Below are 16,099 nucleotides of genomic sequence, written 5' to 3'. Positions count from 1 at the left end.
CCCAGCCGCTCATGAACGCACCGGACGATAGCTTGCTGCACGGGGTGGCCATTGGTGATCGCCAGAACTTGTGGCGCTTGCTGAACAGCCTGCCTGTTAACCGGCAGGTGGCGGAAGCTTTCGAGCCGGCGTGGTCGGCTCAGGCAAACGATCTGGCAACTGCCGCCGCTATCGATACCGATGCCATCGTGCGCGGCATGTTCCAGATGCTGTGCAACCATCTGGAATCGCCGCAGGCTATAGCGGCGCTTGAGCCCTTGAGCCTGCTGGTGTTGTTGCGGGGTGGGATCGGCGAGTTTGACGCTTTCGTCACCACGCTGGGGGAGGTGGATGAGACCCAGGCGCCGCATTTGATGGTGCTCCGCCCTGGCGTTTTCGTAAGGCTGGCTGATCGCGTGTTGCGCGCATTTACCTGTGCCGAGGTGTGGCCGGAACTGGGGGATTTGACGACCTGTCAGTCAGCCTGGTCGGAGGTGCCGCTGGCCAATCAGCCTCGTGACCCGGAGCGTTTCCAGTTGGCAATGAATCTGGCCATGCTGTCCGCGCTGGTGGTGTTCTATCACGAGTTTGCACACATCATTCGTGGCCACAATGCCTGGGCGGCGGAGACGCTGGGGGTTGGCAGCCTGCGCGAAAATCGGAGTTTGCGTCCCCTGCACACCGGGAAGGGAGAAAAAGGTACGGGTGCTGATCATCATCGCCGTGCCGTGGAGGTAGATGCCGATATTTATGCCGGGGTTTTCATGGCAAAAGCCTTGAGCATCGGCATGCTGGGTGAGGTCAACGAAGACAATCTGCCTTACTGGTGTGAGTTGATGGCATTTTTAGCTCTGCTTACCTTCAATGTTTTCGAGGAACAGGTTCAGTCTGCCGATTATCGTGCTGGCTACCATTTGCCCCAAATACGCACTGAATGTTTCCTGGAGGGGCTGGCCAGTGTCTGGGAGGTGCGAGATCTAAAGATGTTCGTGGCAGGCATGGAAACTGGCGCAGCATTTTGTGCCAAGCACTACCGTCCCTTCGGTAGCGAAGAGGAAATCAAGGCCGATTTTGAGCGATTGGAGACACATACCTGGCCGACGCTCCTCAATTTGCGCAAGGTATTTCGCCAATATGTGCCACCAGTCTGGCTGGCACGAGCAGGAGATTGACCTGATGTCGAACAGGAATGCTCAAGACTATTTGGCCTTTTTACAAGCCGCTACACTAGGTGAGCCGGGCTCGGTGGTGTACCGCAGCCTGGCCGAGTCCGGTGTAAAACTACTCGATAATGCTAAAAAACAAGCACTCGCCCAGATGGTTGATGAGCGTTATGGCGTGGATCATCGTGATGAAATGGCGCAACACGGTGACGACATTTACCACTGGCTGAAGCGGACTGAGAGCAACCTATTTGAAGATTTGGCTAGATATGTGGGAGAGCAGCAATCTGAGACATTGAACCGCCTGGCACTGGGGTTCATTCCCTATATGACCAGCAATGCTTTTGCCGAGGCAGTTGCCCATGCCCCTCATGAAAAAATTATCGGCATTAATCTGGGATTGTTTTGGGTAAGTTGTTTACTGGCAGAGGCATTTCTTCGGGCCGCCGATGGTGATGAGATTGGCAGCTTGGCCACTTATCAGTCGGCAGAGGAAGTCTATCTGGCCCAAAGTCAGCGCCAATTGCACGCAGCCTGGAATGGGCGCAAACACCATGCAAATGACGCCTATGCGGTGCAGGGAGGAGCGGTCGGTAGCGTGCTCCTTCGCTTTGTTGCTTTGCACGAATTGGGGCATGTTGTACTAGGACACGTGGGCCACTGGCGGATGCGTTTTTTGCCCGGACAGGGACGGGTCGTTTATGAGTCTCCTCAATATTCGGACGTGAGTGCCGAACAAACGATGGAACTGGATGCTGACGCCTTCGCACTCTCATGTTTGCTGGCCCATACCGAAGGCCCTGAAGTGATGTGGAACAACCTGTTGTTCATTGCTGCCTTCTTTCGCCTGATGGCACGTTTGGAAGCCGTGGGGGCGATAACCCCTTGCAAGCACCATCCGCCACCGCTGGTGCGTCTGGGCAAGCTTTATGAGCAAACGGAGCGGGCGCTCGGGCCGCCGCCAAATGATGCCTGGGCATGGGCGGCACAACTGCAAAACGAATGGCAGGAAAGAGATGGCTAAAGGAATGCATACGGGATCCTCCCCGTTTATCGTTAATTTGCGCTTTGCCGATGATGCTGATCGGGATGAAGCACTGGCAGCGTGGGCGGCGCAGGATGTGCTGATGGGCGATGGCTGCGCGCTACAGCGCCTGAGCAAACGTCGCCTGGGGTTCGCGGGGGGGACGCAAAATCTGGATTGGGGCGTGTCATTCGCCCCTGAAGCCCCCGCACACCGCATTGCCAATTGGCTGTGGGAGACGGTGGCCAAGCAGGGGCAACGCAAATTTGCGATCAATTCGCAGTGGGTCTTGGGGCTCGACGATCTGGTAGACCGGGTAGCTGCGCATTTGCCGCTGCAAGGCCTGCATTTGCAGCACTTGCAGCTTCCGCAGTTCAAGAATTTGCGTGATCTGGATATTCAGTTTTCTGCCTATGGCTCACCAGCCTTCGATGGGGATGCCCCCAAGCGTATCTCTAGCCATGCGGTGATTGGCCAGAACGGCACCGGGAAATCCAATTTGATCGAAGCCATCATCACCATTTTTCGTGATGTTGATCTGGATCGGGATGCGGCTTTTGACTACACGCTGAGCTACCGAATCCGTGGCCATCTGGTTCAATTACAGGCGAAGACCGCAGAGCAGCGGCGCCCCTATGTCTGGGTCGATGGCCGTGCGCAATCGCAAGGCTATTTGCTGAAGAACAAGGAGCTGCTGCCATCGCACATTTTTGCCTACTACTCGGGGCGCAATGAGCGTATTGAGGCGCTGTTTCAGGAGCATCAGCGGCGCTTTAATCGACGCCAGGAAATTACTACTGAGGAAACGCTACCGGAGCGTTTTTTGGCCCAGTTTTCTGCCAGTGAAGCAGATATTCGTACTGTCGAGGCAATTAGACGGCGTGAAGAACACAAGACGCGCAACCAGTTTGGCGACGACCGCCTGCGCCGCCTGTTCTATTGCCGGGGTGGCCATAGCCAGTTGGTACTGCTGGCTTGTTTGCTCTCCGACGATCCGGTATTTCAGAAGGTGCTCAAGAATCTGCACATTGAATCGCTGGAGTCGGCCTTGTTTGTGCTGAAGGAGCCACACCGCCTGCGCGAAAAGCGCCGTGGCGGCAAGTTCGACGAGCTGGAGCTGAACGAAGGAGATCCGCGCTTCTGGTATGCACGTGGCAATGTGGTCAGTGAGTTCCTCGACAAACTCTGGCAAGTGGCCTGGGCACCGATTGAGCAGGAGGCAACCAAGCAGATCGATTTCCGTGGTCGCAGCGAGAAACAGAAGCAGCTCTACCTGTTTGTTCCCAGCCAGGACAAGCTCAAGCAACTGGGTGAGCTGGTCGGCGGCATTCACAGTTTCTTCCGCTACGCCGAGGGCGCTTATGTCGGCGACCTGATCGACGAAGTGCGTATCACCGTCAAGAAACGCGATGAGCACGGCGGTAAGGTAAGTTTCACCCAGCTCTCCGAGGGAGAACTGCAAATGCTCACCGTGCTGGGCCTGATGCGTATCACCCGAGACGATCATTGTCTGTTCCTGCTCGACGAGCCGGATACCCACCTGAACCCAATCTGGAAACTGCGCTATTTCGACGACATTGAAGGCGTGCTGGCCTCGGATGCTGCCACGCTGGCGCAAGGTGGGTCGCAAATCCTGATTACGACCCACGATCCGATGATGCTGGGCAGCCTCAAGCGTGAGCAGGTTCATATCCTGCGCCGTGATGGCGAGCGCACAGTGGTCGATGTGCCTGATGAGCACCCGCAGGGTATGGGGGTGACCGGGCTGCTCAAGAGCGAGCTGTTCGGGCTCTCATCCACTCTGGATAGCGAAACCGAGCGGCGTTTGTTCCGCCGCAACGAGTTGTTCGTGAAATCGCCGCGCACACCCGAGGAAGATGCCGAGCTGAGCCGCCTGTCTGCTGGGTTGGCAGATCTGGGTTTTTCGAACGCCGATTTCCGCGACCCGGATTACGCACTGTTTGTGCGCAAGATGGCGCAACACCGGCGCTTCCGAAAACCCGTGCTGACGCCCGAGGAGCGAGCTGAGCAGGACCGTATCGCCGACTCTATCATCGACGAAATATTGCGTGAGGAGGGTCGCTAGTGATCTGGATTGACCTGGGGCGCAAGCGTCCTACCGATACCGATATCCCGAATTGGAAGCCATGGACGCCAGAGCAGTGGGATGCCTGGCAGGCAAAGTCTGTCCAATTGGTGGCCGATCTGGCCATCCTGGATGCAGCCGGCAAGCGTGCTGAACGCAACGCGCTGATTGACGCCAATAGCACTCACTGGGGTGCCTTGAAGGAATGGTTGTTGGCGTTGTCGGCTGGCAAATGCTGGTTTTCAGAAGTGCGCGAGCTTTACTCGCACTATGACGTGGAGCATTTTCGCCCCAAGAAGGAGGCCAAGGCCTTGGATGCCAGCCTGCGCGATGGCTATTGGTGGCTGGCTTTCGATTATATGAATTTCCGCATCTGCGGCAATGTCGGTAACCGCAAGAAAGGCGGTTGGTTTCCGCTCAAGAATGGCTCACTGTGCTCCACGCATACCCTGCAATGCGAAGAATCTGAAACGCGTTACCTGCTTGACCCGATTGATGACGACGATGTGTCGCTGATTGCCTTCGATGAAGAAGGCAAGGTTATTCCTACGCCCGGTTCTTCGGAATGGGAGCGGGAGCGCGTCAGCGAGACGGTAAAACGGCTCAAGCTCAATGAGCATGTACCGCTGGCAGAAGCCCGTCGCAAGGTGTGGCAGAAAGTGGGCGACTTGATCGATGACTATACAAACGCCAAAGCCCGTTGTCGCGCAGGTAATAACCCAGCGGCCAAGGCGAAACTGATCGAAGTTTGCGCCCGCGTGCGCGAGATGACCAACCCTGCAGCCGAACTCTCGGCGGTAGCCCGTTGGTGCTTGTTGATGCGCAATGACCCGCAACTTTCCAGATTGATGGGATGAATGTACGCAAGAGAACTACCGCCGCTGTCAAGGCAGATGCGAATAGTGGCAGTAGGAGAGCTCCTTCGTGTGGCAATCGCTGAATTTTCACCGAGCATTTGATGATTAAGCGATGCCATCTTGGTCTGCGGACGGCTAGAGAAACCGACCGGCCGCCCCTCACTCCCCCAACACCCTTCGCAACGCCCCAGCCTCCGTTTCCCCCGCCAGCCGGGCTTTTTCTTCCTTGCCTTTGAAGCTGATCACGGTCGACTGGCTGCGCACGCTCATTTGCCGGCGCAGGTCGCGGGCTTTGTCGTAGTCGACGACGAGCAGGGTGCCGGGGACGCTGGGGTCGCCTTGCCAGCCGTTGAACACCTTTTGCTGGGCGCGGCAGGTGGGGCACCAGTCGGCGTGGAAGTGCAGGGCGACGCTGGCTTGGCTTTGTTGCAGCTGGGCAAAGCGTTCGGGCCGGTAGGCTTCGATTTCGAGGGCTTGGGCGGGGTTGGTCTGGGCAAAGAGGGCAAGCAGGGTGAAGGCGGCGGGCAGGTGGCGTTGCATGGTGTTCTCCATCGGGTTTAGTAGCGGATACTGAGATTGATCCAGGCGTCGGGGAGCAGGGCGAGGAGGCGGGCTTCCAGCCATTTGTCGGCGCCGCTGAGGATGGCGAGGCCGAGCAGCAGGATGAGCAGGCCAAAGCCGGTTTTGATCGCGCCGATGTGGCCCAGCACCCAGCCGCGCGCGGTTGAAGCCGCTGCGCGAGGCGTAGGCGACGGCGACCAGCGGGATCGCGGCGCCGATTCCAAACAGGCCGAGGATCAGGCCGCCGCGCAGTACGCCGCCTTCGCTGGCGACCAGGGGCAGGGCCGAGGCCAGCAAGGGGCCGGAGCAGGGGCTCCAGATCAGGCCGAGCAGGGCGCCGAGCAAGAGCGCACCGCCGAGCGAGCCCTGATCGAACTTGCTGCCGGCGGCGTTGGCCTGGCTGGCCAGCGGCAGCAGCCAGGTGTTGAAACGTTCATTCAGCGCGGGGATCAGCATGACCAGGCCAAAGGCCAGGAGCAGCCAGCCGCCGGCCAGGCGGACCTGGTCGGGGTCGATGCCGAGCGCCGGACCGAGGGCGCCGACCAGCATGCCGATGCTGGCAAACGACAGTACCATGCCCAGCCCCATTGCCAGCGGCGCCCGCCGGTTGGCCTGGACGGCACCGCCCAGCACCAGCGGCAAGAGCGGGAAAACACAGGGCGACAGGGTGGTCAGGCTGCCGGCGAGCAGGCTGAGGGCGAGGGAGGAAAAAGCGATGGGGTCGGGCATGATGAGACATTTGGCAGGTGATGTACCGGTTAGTCGCTTCGATGCCCGCTTTCTTACAGTCGCGGTCTTGGCAAATAGGGCCATGACTACGGTCGACCGTGAATTTGCCCGGTTTTTGCCCGGCCGGCGGCGCGGGGTGGTGGGTATACTGGCGCTCCCCCGGTTGCTGCGGCGATGCGGGGAGTTCCGGAGTGTTTATTTGGATGGAGTTGATCGTGAGCTATCTGCAACGCTTTTCGTCTGATGATCTGGAGCGGATTGTCGAAGAGGGAATGGTCTATATGTGCGCCTGTCCGGCGCAGGTGGCCAAGGAAATTCGCCTGTTGCGCGAGTTGATCGCTTATCAGGAGGCCTGTTTGAATGGCCCGGAAAATGCGTCCGAGGTGCACCGCTGCATTGCCGAGGCGGCACGCGAGGCGCATGCGCGGATGGAGCAATGTCTCGACCAGGTGCTGACGCTGGAGGGCTGGGATCGCGCTACCTTGCACATGCCGGAAGGGCTGCGCCAGCGGCGGGATGCGGCGCTGGAGGATGGTTTTTCCTGAGGCGGCGGTAGCGGCGCCGACACCGGTCCGGCGCTGCCCGGCGGGCGCCGGGTGTGGTAAGCAGACCCCGGTCCGACCGTTTTGGTCGGCTTTTTTTTGCTGCGGGATGCTGCGCCGCAGCACAGGGTGTTAGAATCGCGCCTTTGATTTTTCTGGCCAAATCCACTCCCATGTCCGTTCGCCCGATCCGCAACATCGCCATCATTGCCCACGTTGACCACGGCAAAACCACGCTGGTTGACCAACTGCTCCGCCAATCCGGTACCTTCGCCGCCCACCAGCAGGTGGTCGATTGTGTGATGGACTCGAACGATCTGGAAAAAGAGCGCGGCATCACCATTCTTTCCAAGAACACCGCCGTCGAATACGAAGGTATTCACATCAACATCGTCGATACCCCGGGCCACGCGGACTTCGGCGGTGAAGTCGAGCGCGTGCTGGGCATGGTCGATGGCGTGGTGCTGCTGGTGGATGCGGCCGAAGGCCCGATGCCGCAGACCCGCTTTGTGACCAAGAAGGCGCTGGCGCAAGGCCTGCGTCCGATCGTGCTGGTGAACAAGGTGGACCGTGACGGCGCCGATCCGGACAACGCCGTCAACCTGACTTTCGACCTGTTCGACAAGCTGGGTGCCACCGACGAACAGCTGGATTTCCCGATCGTCTACGCTTCCGGCCTCAACGGCTGGGCGGCGATGGAACTCGACCAGCCGCGCGAGAACATGAAGCCGCTGTTCGACACCATCCTGCGCCACGTGCCGGCACCGGATGCCGATGTCGATGCGCCGCTGCAGCTGCAGATCACTGCGCTGGATTATTCTTCCTACGTCGGCCGTATCGGCGTCGGCAAGATCATTCGCGGCCGCGTCAAGACCGGCCAGAACGTGATGGTCATGTTCGGGACCGACGAAGAGGCTGCCGAGCACGATCGCAACCCGATCAAGGCCAAGATTGGTCAGGTGTTCGGCTACAAGGGCCTGAACAAGGTTGAGATGGCCGAAGGTCTGGCCGGCGACATCGTCCAGATCACCGGTATCGAAGATCTGGTGCTGGGCTGCACCGTGACCGACCCGGACCAGCCGGAAGCGCTGCCGCTGCTCAAGATCGACGAGCCGACCCTGTCGATGCAGTTCATGGTTAACACCAGCCCGCTGGCCGGTACCGAAGGCAAGTTCGTGACCAGCCGCCAGATCCGCGACCGCCTGCACAAAGAACTGCTGACCAACATGGCGCTGCGCGTGCATGACACCCCGAACGGCGACGTCTTCGACGTGGCCGGCCGTGGCGAACTGCACCTCGGCATCCTGCTGGAAAACATGCGCCGCGAAGGCTACGAACTGGCGGTTGGCCGCCCGCGCGTGGTCAAGAAGGTGATCAACGGCGTCGAGTGCGAGCCGTACGAAATGCTGACCGTCGACGTCGAGGAAGACACCCAGGGCGGCGTGATGGAAAGCCTCGGCCTGCGTAAGGGCGAGCTGCAGGACATGGTGCCGGACGGTCGCGGTCGCGTCCGTATCGAGTACCGCATCCCGGCGCGTGGCCTGATCGGTTTCCAGGGCGAGTTCATGAACCTGACCCGTGGTAACGGCCTGATGAGTCACGTTTTCGACGAGTACGCCCCGGTCAAGGAAGGCAACGTTGCCGAGCGTCGCAATGGCGTGCTGGTGTCGCAGGATAACGGCGAAGCCGTGGCCTACGCGCTGTGGAAGCTGCAGGATCGCGGCCGGATGTTCGTCAGCCCGGGCGAAAAGCTGTACGAAGGCATGATCATCGGTATCCACAGCCGTGAAAACGATCTGGTCGTGAACCCGATCAAGGGCAAGCAGCTGACCAACGTTCGCGCTTCTGGTACTGACGAAGCCGTCCGCCTGGTGCCGCCGGTCCAGTTGAGCCTGGAATCCGCCGTCGAATTCATCGCCGACGACGAACTGGTTGAACTGACGCCGAAGTCGATCCGTCTGCGCAAGCGTCACCTGACCGAAAACGAGCGCAAGCGCGCTCTGCGCGAAGGCGCATAAGCCATGTTCTGCGCGCCTTGCCGGAGTCATTTCCGGCACTGGCGGCAGCAGCATCCCAAGGCGACCCGGCGGGTCGCCTTTTTATTGTTGCTGGCGCTGTTTTTCAGCTTGCTCGGCTGGCTGACCGATCCGGTTGCGATGCCGCCGGGCATGTGCAGCGTCTATCCCTAGCCGGGACGACCGCCACCGGGCGGTGAAAAATGCGATTTTTCACGGTCGACCGTGTGCGGAGCCGGTTTTTCCGGCAATCAGCAGGTTTTGCCCGGGGCCAGATAGCGCTGGAAGAACTCTTCGGCGGGTAGCGGTCGGCTGTAGAAATAGCCCTGCACGATGTCGCAGCCGAGGTCCCTGAGTTCGGCCAGCTGCACTGGCGTTTCGACGCCTTCGGCAACCACGCTGAGCGACAGGCTGTGCGCCATCGCGATGATCGCCCGGACCAGTTCGCCGGCTCGCCGGTTTTCTCCCTGATCGGCAGTATCGAGTGCGCGGATGAAGGATTTGTCGATTTTCAGCACCCCGATCGGCAGGCGCTGCAAATAGGAGAGCGACGAGTAGCCGGTGCCAAAGTCGTCAAGGGCGACGCGAATGCCGGCCCGGCGCAAGGCTTCCAGTTCTTCGGTGGCCCCGCTGTCGGCATTGAGCAGCAGCGATTCGGTGACTTCGACCTCCAGCACCGAGGGCGGGAGGCCGCTGGTGGCCAGGCGGGCGAGGATTTCCTGGGCTGGCCGGCGGCGCCAGAACTGGCGCGGCGAAAGGTTGATCGCCAGGGGCAGCGGGCTGGCGCCTCGCTGTTGCCAGTCGCGGGCGTGTTCCAGGCAGCGGGCGGTGACCCAGTCGCCGATTTCGAGGATCAGCCCGCTGTCTTCAGCGACCGGGATGAACTGGTCGGGCGGGATCAGGCGGCCGGCGTGGCGCCAGCGCAGCAGGGCTTCGGCGCCGCAGAGCCGGTCGCCGGCAAGCTCGATCTTGGGCTGGAAATGCAATTCCAGTTCGTTGTGCTGGATCGCCTGGCGCAAGGCGCTTTCGAGTTCCATGCGCTGGCGCAGGCGCTGGTTCATCTCTGGCTGGTATTGCCGTAGCGCGTTGCCGCCGGCGGCCTTGGCCGTGTACATCGCGGTGTCGGCGTTGCGCAGCAGGGTTTCGCCGTCGGCCGCATCGAGCGGGCAGAGGCTGAGGCCGATGCTGGCTCCGGTGAAGAAATCGGCATCGTGTCCGGCAAAGGGGCGGGCAATCGCCTCGCGCAGCGCTTCGCCAAAGCTCAGCGCAGCGGCAATGTCGGGGCAGCCGGGGAGCAGGGCGATGAACTCGTCGCCCCCCTGGCGGAATAGCTGGCACTGGTTGCCGAACAATTGTCCCAGCCGTTGGGCAACGCCTTGCAGCAGCAGGTCGCCGGCACGGTGGCCGAGGGTGTCGTTGATGTCCTTGAACCGGTCGAGGTCGATGAAAAACAGTGCCAGCAGCGTGTTGCCCGCGTTGGCGGCGACGATCTGTGGCGGCAGCGTGCGTGCCAGTTCAAGGCGGTTGGGCAGGCCGGTCAGGCTGTCGTGATGGGCGAGGAATTCGAGGTTGTCCTGATAGCGGCGGCGCTCGGTGATGTCGCTGACCGAGCCGACCATCTGGTAGGCACGGCCTTGCGGGTCGCGCACGGCGATCCCGCGCGAGCCGATCCAGCGAAAACTGCCGTCGCTGGCGCGGACCCGGTATTCGCAATAGAAATGCTCGCTCCGGCCTTTGAGGTGGTCGGCCACCGCCCGGTTGTAATGGGCACGGTCGTCAGGGTGAACGATCTCCAGCCAGGCGTGGGTGTCGGGGAGAAAATCCTCGCGGTAGCCGAGAATTTCAAGCAGTCGGGCTCCGACCTGCAGTTTCTTGCTGCGCGGGTCCCATTCCCAGAAACCGTCGTGGGCCGCCTGCATGGCCAGGGCATAGGCCTGGGCGTTGCGATGCAGGCTCCGCCATTCGCTGAAGGCCAGCCAGCACAGGGCGCCCAGGCTGCCCAAAAAGAGGGCTTCGGCGATCCAGTGCTGATCGCTGCGCCCCAGCCAGGCCAGCAACAGTCCGGCCAAGGCGGCGGTCAGCAGGAGCCAGCGCGGAGCCGCAGTTGTCGGCCGGGGGAGTGGCTGGCTGGCGCTGGTGGGCATCGACTGAGCGGTGGTCAGCCGCCGGTCATGGACATGAAGCGTACGACTTGCGGCGCGTTCATCTGCTGGGTGAAGTCGTGCCCCCAGGGCTTGATCCCCATGCTGTCGACGATTGCCTGGCGCAGCTGGGCGTCGTCGGCGCCGCCGCGCAGAACACTGAGCAGGTTGGTCGCGTCGTTCTGGCCGAGGCAGGGGTAAAGCTCGCCTTGCGCGGTGATCCGGACCCGGTTACAGCTGTCGCAGAAATTGTGGCTGTGCGGGGAGATGAAGCCGATCCGGCTTTCACTGCCGGGAGTCCGCCAGTAGCGGGCCGGGCCGCCGGAGGATTCCTCGCTGGCCACCAGCGGATAGCGTTGGCCGATGATCTGGCGGGCTTCTTCCGAGGAAATGAAGGTATTGTCGCGGCCGTGAATTTCGCCGAGCGGCATTTCTTCAATGAAGGAGATGTCGAGTTCGTTTTCGACTGCAAACTGCACCAGGTCGACGAATTCGTCGTCGTTGGTGCCGCGCATCATCACCGCGTTGAGCTTGGTGCGGGTAAAGCCGGCGGCGCGCGCAGCGGCGATGCCCTGCAGGACCTTGCCGAGGTCGCCGATGCGGGTAATTGCCTTGAAACGATCCGGTTTCAGGGTATCCAGGCTGATGTTGATGCGCTTGACGCCGGCAGCCTTGAGCGGTCCGGCAAAGCGTTCGAGTTGCGAGCCGTTGGTGGTGAGCACCAGTTGTTCGAGGCCGGGCAGGGCGCCCAGGCGTTCGATCAGCCACATCGCTTCCTTGCGCACCAGCGGCTCGCCGCCGGTAATTCGCAGCTTGGTTACGCCAAGGCTGACGAAGGCAGCCGAAACCCGCAGGCATTCTTCCAGACTCATCACCTTGTCGCGGGGCAGGAAGCTCATTTCCTCGGCCATGCAATAAGTGCAGCGGAAGTCGCAGCGGTCGGTGATCGACAGGCGCAAATAAGTGATTCGCCTGCCGTACTTGTCGACCAGAGCGCCTTCGGCGTGCATCAGGCGGGCCGGATCGAGGTTCGGACGGAAATCTTGCAGGCCGTCGGGGGTGTGTTCCGGTCTCAGGGTTTCGTTTTGCATCGGGGGGGCTGCGCGGACGGTGACAATAGCCGGGATTATTGGTGACCGACAGGGCGGTCTACCAGTACAGAAATCAAAAAAGCAGCCAGGTTCCCTCGCTTTGCCAAAATATTTGCCCTTTAGTCGAAGATCAGCGCCGCCGCCACCTTGCGCCCCTCGGCGGCAAGGATGTTGTAAGTCCGGCAGGCCGCCGGCAGATCCATGACTTCAATGCCAATCCCGGCCGGGGCGAAAGGGCGCAGCAGCGGGCCGGGCGGAAAGCGCAGCTGCTTGCCGGTGCCGAGCAGCACGACCTCGACTCCGAGTTGCATCAGTTGCTGCATGTCGGCTTCGCTGAGGGCGTCCGGCTTGGCCTCGGTCCACGCCGGGACGATGTTTTCCGGGGTGACGATCAGGCTTTTTTCGTATTTTTCGTGGTTGACCGTGACAAAGCCTTCGCCGTGGGCGGTGAAGATGTTGAGTCCGGCAAGATGGGTCTGGTGCAGTTTCACGGTGTAAACCTCGGTCTGTCTGGGGGCTGAGCAGCAACGCCGCAGCGCGGATTATTGCATTCCTCGGCGGCCCGCGCCTATTCGGGAAAGCAGTGGGTCAAGGCGGCTGCCGCAGGGCTGAAAAACAGTGGCAAGGAATTGCCGGTCGCGCGTTAGAATAAGAGATTGTTTTTTGCCTTTTTCGAGGTGTGCAGCCAGCGTGCTGCGCAGGCTCGCCGCTACTGCCATGAAATCATTGTCTGTCCTGCTTGCTGCTCTCTCCCTTTCTTTTGCCGCCCAGGCCGTCGAGCCGGTGCTGATCGATGTCTATATCGACGGCAAGTTGCAGGAGCAGGTCAAGCTGGCCGGGGCCAATGCGCATTACCAGTTCTGGGTCAAGAACGATCTCGATACCGCGCTGGAAGTCCGCCTGATTGCCCCCGAGCCGATCATTGTCGATATCCGCGAAACCACCGCCGGGCATGATGCCCCGAACGGCAGCGGTCGGGTCAAGCTGGTTGGCGCCCGCGATTCCTTCTCGGTCGCCGAGTTGAAAAACGCTGGCTTCCGCCACCAGTACACGCTGGTCCGCCCAAATTAAGTCGCAACCCGGGCGTCAGCGCCCGGATTCTGGCGCAATCCCGCCCGCTCAAGTAGGATTATGCCTTTTGGTGGGCACGCTGCCGCCGGCTGCGCCGCCCCCTTCCCCAACGGTCAAACCATGAAGACGATCAAGAAATCCGCCAAACTGGCCAACGTCTGCTACGACATCCGCGGCCCCGTGCTGCAGAAGGCCAAGCAGATGGAAGAAGAAGGCCACAAGATCATCAAGCTGAACATCGGCAACCTTGCCGCGTTCGGCTTCGATGCCCCTGAGGAAATCCAGCAGGACATCATTCGCAATCTGCCGAATGCCGCTGGCTATACCGACTCCAAGGGGATCTTCGCGGCGCGCAAGGCGATCATGCACTACACCCAGGAAAAGGGGATCAAGGGCGTGACGCTGGAGGATATCTACGTCGGCAACGGGGTTTCCGAACTGATCGTGATGGCGATGAACGCCTTGCTCGACGCTGGCGACGAAGTACTGGTGCCGGCGCCCGACTACCCGTTGTGGACGGCGGCGATCAGCCTCTCCGGCGGTACGCCAGTGCATTACCTGTGCGACGAGAGCAAGGACTGGATGCCTGATCTCGACGACATGCGGCGGAAGATCAGCAAGCACACCAAAGCGATTGTGATCATCAATCCGAACAACCCGACCGGTGCGCTGTACCCCGATCACGTGCTCAAGGAGATCATCCAGATCGCCCGCGAGCATCATCTGATCGTGTACGCCGACGAGGTGTACGACAAGGTTCTGTACGAGGACGTCGAGCACACCTCGATTGCCTCGCTGGCCGAGGACGTGCTGTTCATTTCCTTCAACGGCTTGTCGAAGAACTACCGCTCCTGCGGTTATCGCGCCGGCTGGATGGTGGTTTCCGGCGACAAGCGGCGGGCCAAGGATTACATCGAGGGCCTCGACATGCTGGCCTCGATGCGCCTGTGTGCCAACGCGCCGGGGCAGCACGGCATCCAGACCGCGCTGGGCGGTTACCAGAGCATTGACGATCTGGTCGCTGAGGGTGGGCGCATGCGTCGGCAGCGCGATCTGGCGCACGAATTGATTACTGCCATTCCCGGTGTGTCCTGCGTCAAGCCGAAAGCAACGTTGTACATGTTCCCGCGCCTGGACCCCGAGGTCTATCCGATCAAGAACGATCAGGCCTTCATCCAGGAACTGCTGCAGGAAGAAAAGGTGCTGCTGGTTCAGGGTACCGGCTTCAACTGGCCGCATCCCGATCATTTCCGCCTGGTCTTCCTGCCGCACGAGGACGATCTCCGCGTCGCGATCGGCCGGGTTGCCCGTTTCCTCGAGAACTACCGCAAGCGGCACGGCACGAATTAGCTATTAGCTGCTAGGGAGCTTGAGCTGTTAGTAAAAGGCGAAACTCCCGGGCTTTTGACCACTCGATCCTAATTCCTGGGCAACTGGATCCTCCAGAACGCCTAGGCCACTCGATCCTCTCAACTTCCAAGCAACTCGATCCTAAAAAATGAAACCTATCAATGTTGGCCTGATCGGCATCGGCACCGTCGGCGGTGGCACCTGGACTGTTCTCAAGCGCAACGCGGAAGAAATTACCCGTCGTGCCGGTCGCCCGATCCAGATCACCGCCGTGGCCGACAAGAACGTCGAGCTGGCGAAGCAGGTGACCGGCGGCGCCGCCCGCGTGACCGACGACGCCTTTGCGCTGGTGAATGATCCCGAGATCGACGTCATCGTCGAACTGATCGGCGGCTACGGCGTGGCCAAGGAAGTGGTGATGCAGGCCATCGCCAACGGCAAGCACGTGGTCACCGCCAACAAGGCGCTGCTCGCCGTGCATGGCACCGAGATTTTCGCCGCCGCCCAGCAAAAGGGCGTGATGGTCGCCTTCGAAGCCGCCGTCGCCGGTGGCATCCCGATCATCAAGGCGCTGCGCGAAGGTCTCTCGGCCAACCGCATCGAATGGGCGGCCGGGATCATCAACGGCACGACCAACTTCATCCTGTCCGAAATGCGCGACAAGGGCCTGTCCTTTGCCGACGTGCTGGCCGAAGCTCAGCGCCTGGGTTATGCCGAAGCCGATCCGACCTTCGACATCGAAGGCGTTGATGCCGCGCACAAGGCCACCCTGATTTCCGCCATTGCTTTCGGTATTCCCGTGCAGTTCGACAAGGCCTACGTCGAGGGCATCACCAAGCTCGAAGCTTCCGATATCAAGTACGCCGAACAGCTCGGCTACCGGATCAAGCTGCTGGGCATCGCCAAGCGTCGCGAGCAGGGGATTGAACTGCGCGTGCATCCGACCCTGATCCCGGCCAAGCGCCTGATCGCCAACGTCGAAGGCGCGATGAACGCGGTGATGGTCAAGGGCGATGCCGTCGGCACCACCCTCTACTACGGCAAGGGCGCCGGCGCCGAGCCGACTGCTTCCGCTGTGGTTGCCGACCTGGTCGATGTCGCCCGTCTGGCCGATGCCGACGCCGAGCACCGCGTGCCGCATCTGGCTTTCCAGCCGAATGCGCTGTCCAATCTGCCGATCCTGCCGATGAGCGAGGTCGAAACCGGTTACTACCTGCGCCTGCGCGTCGAAGACAAGCCGGGCGTGCTTGCCGACATCACCCGCATCCTGGCCGATCAGGGCATCTCGATCGACGCCATGCTGCAGCGCGAGCCGGAAGAGGGCGAGGGCGAAACCGACATCATCATCCTCACCCACGTTTGCCGCGAGAGCGCTGCCGATGCCGCAATTGGCAAGCTTGAAAGCCTGTCGGTGCTGAAAGGCAAGGTCAAGCGCGTGCGCTTGGAAGAATTGCAGTAAAACCGGCGTCGACCGTGAAAAAAAAGGGCCT

14 protein-coding genes are annotated in these 16,099 nt (G+C 61.0%); 10 read left to right on the top strand and 4 right to left on the bottom strand.

What is annotated here, in order from left to right:
* The first annotated feature begins 11 nt into the window (after positions 1 to 11).
* The 4 genes from VX159_RS08480 to VX159_RS08465 are packed head-to-tail and all read left to right on the top strand — an operon-like array spanning position 12 to position 5,109.
* Positions 12 to 1,151, top strand: coding sequence for a hypothetical protein (locus VX159_RS08480; RefSeq protein ID WP_371322456.1), 1,140 nt, complete (start codon positions 12 to 14; stop codon positions 1,149 to 1,151).
* Between the two features lie 4 nt (positions 1,152 to 1,155).
* Complete coding sequence (locus VX159_RS08475) at positions 1,156 to 2,166, top strand: ImmA/IrrE family metallo-endopeptidase (RefSeq protein ID WP_371322455.1); 1,011 nt, start codon at positions 1,156 to 1,158, stop codon at positions 2,164 to 2,166.
* The gene (locus VX159_RS08470) at positions 2,159 to 4,252 is read left to right on the top strand and encodes an AAA family ATPase (RefSeq protein WP_371322454.1); all 2,094 of its coding nucleotides are present in this window, start codon (positions 2,159 to 2,161) and stop codon (positions 4,250 to 4,252) included. The genes VX159_RS08475 and VX159_RS08470 overlap by 8 nt, the downstream gene beginning before the upstream one ends.
* The gene (locus VX159_RS08465; RefSeq protein ID WP_371322453.1) at positions 4,252 to 5,109 is read left to right on the top strand and encodes a hypothetical protein; all 858 of its coding nucleotides are present in this window, start codon (positions 4,252 to 4,254) and stop codon (positions 5,107 to 5,109) included. Before VX159_RS08470 ends, VX159_RS08465 begins: the two co-directional genes overlap by 1 nt.
* A 159-nt stretch (positions 5,110 to 5,268) precedes the next feature.
* Here the strand turns inward: VX159_RS08465 and VX159_RS08460 are convergent, their stop codons facing one another.
* On the bottom strand, positions 5,269 to 6,399 hold the full coding sequence (locus VX159_RS08460; protein ID WP_371322452.1) for a cytochrome c biogenesis protein CcdA: 1,131 nt from the start codon (positions 6,397 to 6,399) through the stop codon (positions 5,269 to 5,271).
* 215 nt (positions 6,400 to 6,614) lie between these two features.
* Between VX159_RS08460 and VX159_RS08455 the strand changes: the two genes are divergently transcribed.
* From VX159_RS08455 to VX159_RS08445, 3 genes are all read left to right on the top strand, one after another.
* Entirely contained in the window at positions 6,615 to 6,944 is a 330-nt protein-coding gene (locus tag VX159_RS08455) for a hypothetical protein (RefSeq protein WP_371322451.1), read from the top strand.
* 170 nt (positions 6,945 to 7,114) lie between these two features.
* Positions 7,115 to 8,959: a translational GTPase TypA gene (gene typA / locus VX159_RS08450; protein ID WP_371322450.1), complete on the top strand. Its 1,845-nt coding sequence runs from the start codon at positions 7,115 to 7,117 to the stop codon at positions 8,957 to 8,959.
* A 3-nt stretch (positions 8,960 to 8,962) separates the two neighbouring features.
* The gene (locus VX159_RS08445; RefSeq protein WP_371322449.1) at positions 8,963 to 9,130 is read left to right on the top strand and encodes a hypothetical protein; all 168 of its coding nucleotides are present in this window, start codon (positions 8,963 to 8,965) and stop codon (positions 9,128 to 9,130) included.
* A 77-nt stretch (positions 9,131 to 9,207) separates the two neighbouring features.
* Here the strand turns inward: VX159_RS08445 and VX159_RS08440 are convergent, their stop codons facing one another.
* The 3 genes from VX159_RS08440 to VX159_RS08430 all read right to left on the bottom strand — a co-directional run bounded on the left by VX159_RS08440 (position 9,208) and on the right by VX159_RS08430 (position 12,679).
* Positions 9,208 to 11,100: a putative bifunctional diguanylate cyclase/phosphodiesterase gene (locus VX159_RS08440; protein WP_371322448.1), complete on the bottom strand. Its 1,893-nt coding sequence runs from the start codon at positions 11,098 to 11,100 to the stop codon at positions 9,208 to 9,210.
* A 14-nt stretch (positions 11,101 to 11,114) separates the two neighbouring features.
* Positions 11,115 to 12,188: a GTP 3',8-cyclase MoaA gene (gene moaA / locus VX159_RS08435; RefSeq protein WP_371322447.1), complete on the bottom strand. Its 1,074-nt coding sequence runs from the start codon at positions 12,186 to 12,188 to the stop codon at positions 11,115 to 11,117.
* A gap of 119 nt (positions 12,189 to 12,307) precedes the next feature.
* Positions 12,308 to 12,679 (bottom strand): Mth938-like domain-containing protein, encoded by a 372-nt coding sequence (locus tag VX159_RS08430; protein WP_371322446.1) that lies wholly within the window; start codon positions 12,677 to 12,679, stop codon positions 12,308 to 12,310.
* Between the two features lie 226 nt (positions 12,680 to 12,905).
* On the opposite strand from VX159_RS08430, the gene VX159_RS08425 reads away from it, so the two are divergent.
* From VX159_RS08425 to VX159_RS08415, 3 genes are all read left to right on the top strand, one after another.
* On the top strand, positions 12,906 to 13,259 hold the full coding sequence (locus tag VX159_RS08425) for a hypothetical protein (protein WP_371322445.1): 354 nt from the start codon (positions 12,906 to 12,908) through the stop codon (positions 13,257 to 13,259).
* A 120-nt stretch (positions 13,260 to 13,379) separates the two neighbouring features.
* Positions 13,380 to 14,609, top strand: a complete 1,230-nt coding sequence (locus VX159_RS08420) for a pyridoxal phosphate-dependent aminotransferase (protein WP_371322444.1) — start codon at positions 13,380 to 13,382, stop codon at positions 14,607 to 14,609.
* A gap of 148 nt (positions 14,610 to 14,757) precedes the next feature.
* Complete coding sequence (locus VX159_RS08415; RefSeq protein ID WP_371322443.1) at positions 14,758 to 16,068, top strand: homoserine dehydrogenase; 1,311 nt, start codon at positions 14,758 to 14,760, stop codon at positions 16,066 to 16,068.
* Positions 16,069 to 16,099 lie beyond the last annotated feature (31 nt).

Origin of the sequence: Dechloromonas sp. ZY10, assembly GCF_041378895.1 — a bacterium.
Classification (GTDB): Bacteria; Pseudomonadota; Gammaproteobacteria; order Burkholderiales; family Rhodocyclaceae; genus Azonexus; species Azonexus aquae.
The sequence above is the reverse complement of the archived record's forward strand: the minus strand, read 5'-3'. Positions and strand labels throughout refer to the sequence as shown.

What these genes read in the sequence shown, in the direction of transcription:
- VX159_RS08480 (WP_371322456.1), top strand. Translation starts at nt 12, where the DNA reads ATGAACGCACCGGACGATAGCTTGCTGCACGGGGTGGCCATTGGTGAT.
- VX159_RS08475 (WP_371322455.1), top strand. Translation starts at nt 1,156, where the DNA reads ATGTCGAACAGGAATGCTCAAGACTATTTGGCCTTTTTACAAGCCGCT.
- VX159_RS08470 (WP_371322454.1), top strand. Translation starts at nt 2,159, where the DNA reads ATGGCTAAAGGAATGCATACGGGATCCTCCCCGTTTATCGTTAATTTG.
- VX159_RS08460 (WP_371322452.1), bottom strand. Translation starts at nt 6,399, where the DNA reads ATGCCCGACCCCATCGCTTTTTCCTCCCTCGCCCTCAGCCTGCTCGCC.
- typA (WP_371322450.1), top strand. Translation starts at nt 7,115, where the DNA reads ATGTCCGTTCGCCCGATCCGCAACATCGCCATCATTGCCCACGTTGAC.
- VX159_RS08445 (WP_371322449.1), top strand. Translation starts at nt 8,963, where the DNA reads ATGTTCTGCGCGCCTTGCCGGAGTCATTTCCGGCACTGGCGGCAGCAG.
- VX159_RS08440 (WP_371322448.1), bottom strand. Translation starts at nt 11,100, where the DNA reads ATGCCCACCAGCGCCAGCCAGCCACTCCCCCGGCCGACAACTGCGGCT.
- moaA (WP_371322447.1), bottom strand. Translation starts at nt 12,188, where the DNA reads ATGCAAAACGAAACCCTGAGACCGGAACACACCCCCGACGGCCTGCAA.
- VX159_RS08425 (WP_371322445.1), top strand. Translation starts at nt 12,906, where the DNA reads ATGAAATCATTGTCTGTCCTGCTTGCTGCTCTCTCCCTTTCTTTTGCC.
- VX159_RS08420 (WP_371322444.1), top strand. Translation starts at nt 13,380, where the DNA reads ATGAAGACGATCAAGAAATCCGCCAAACTGGCCAACGTCTGCTACGAC.
- VX159_RS08415 (WP_371322443.1), top strand. Translation starts at nt 14,758, where the DNA reads ATGAAACCTATCAATGTTGGCCTGATCGGCATCGGCACCGTCGGCGGT.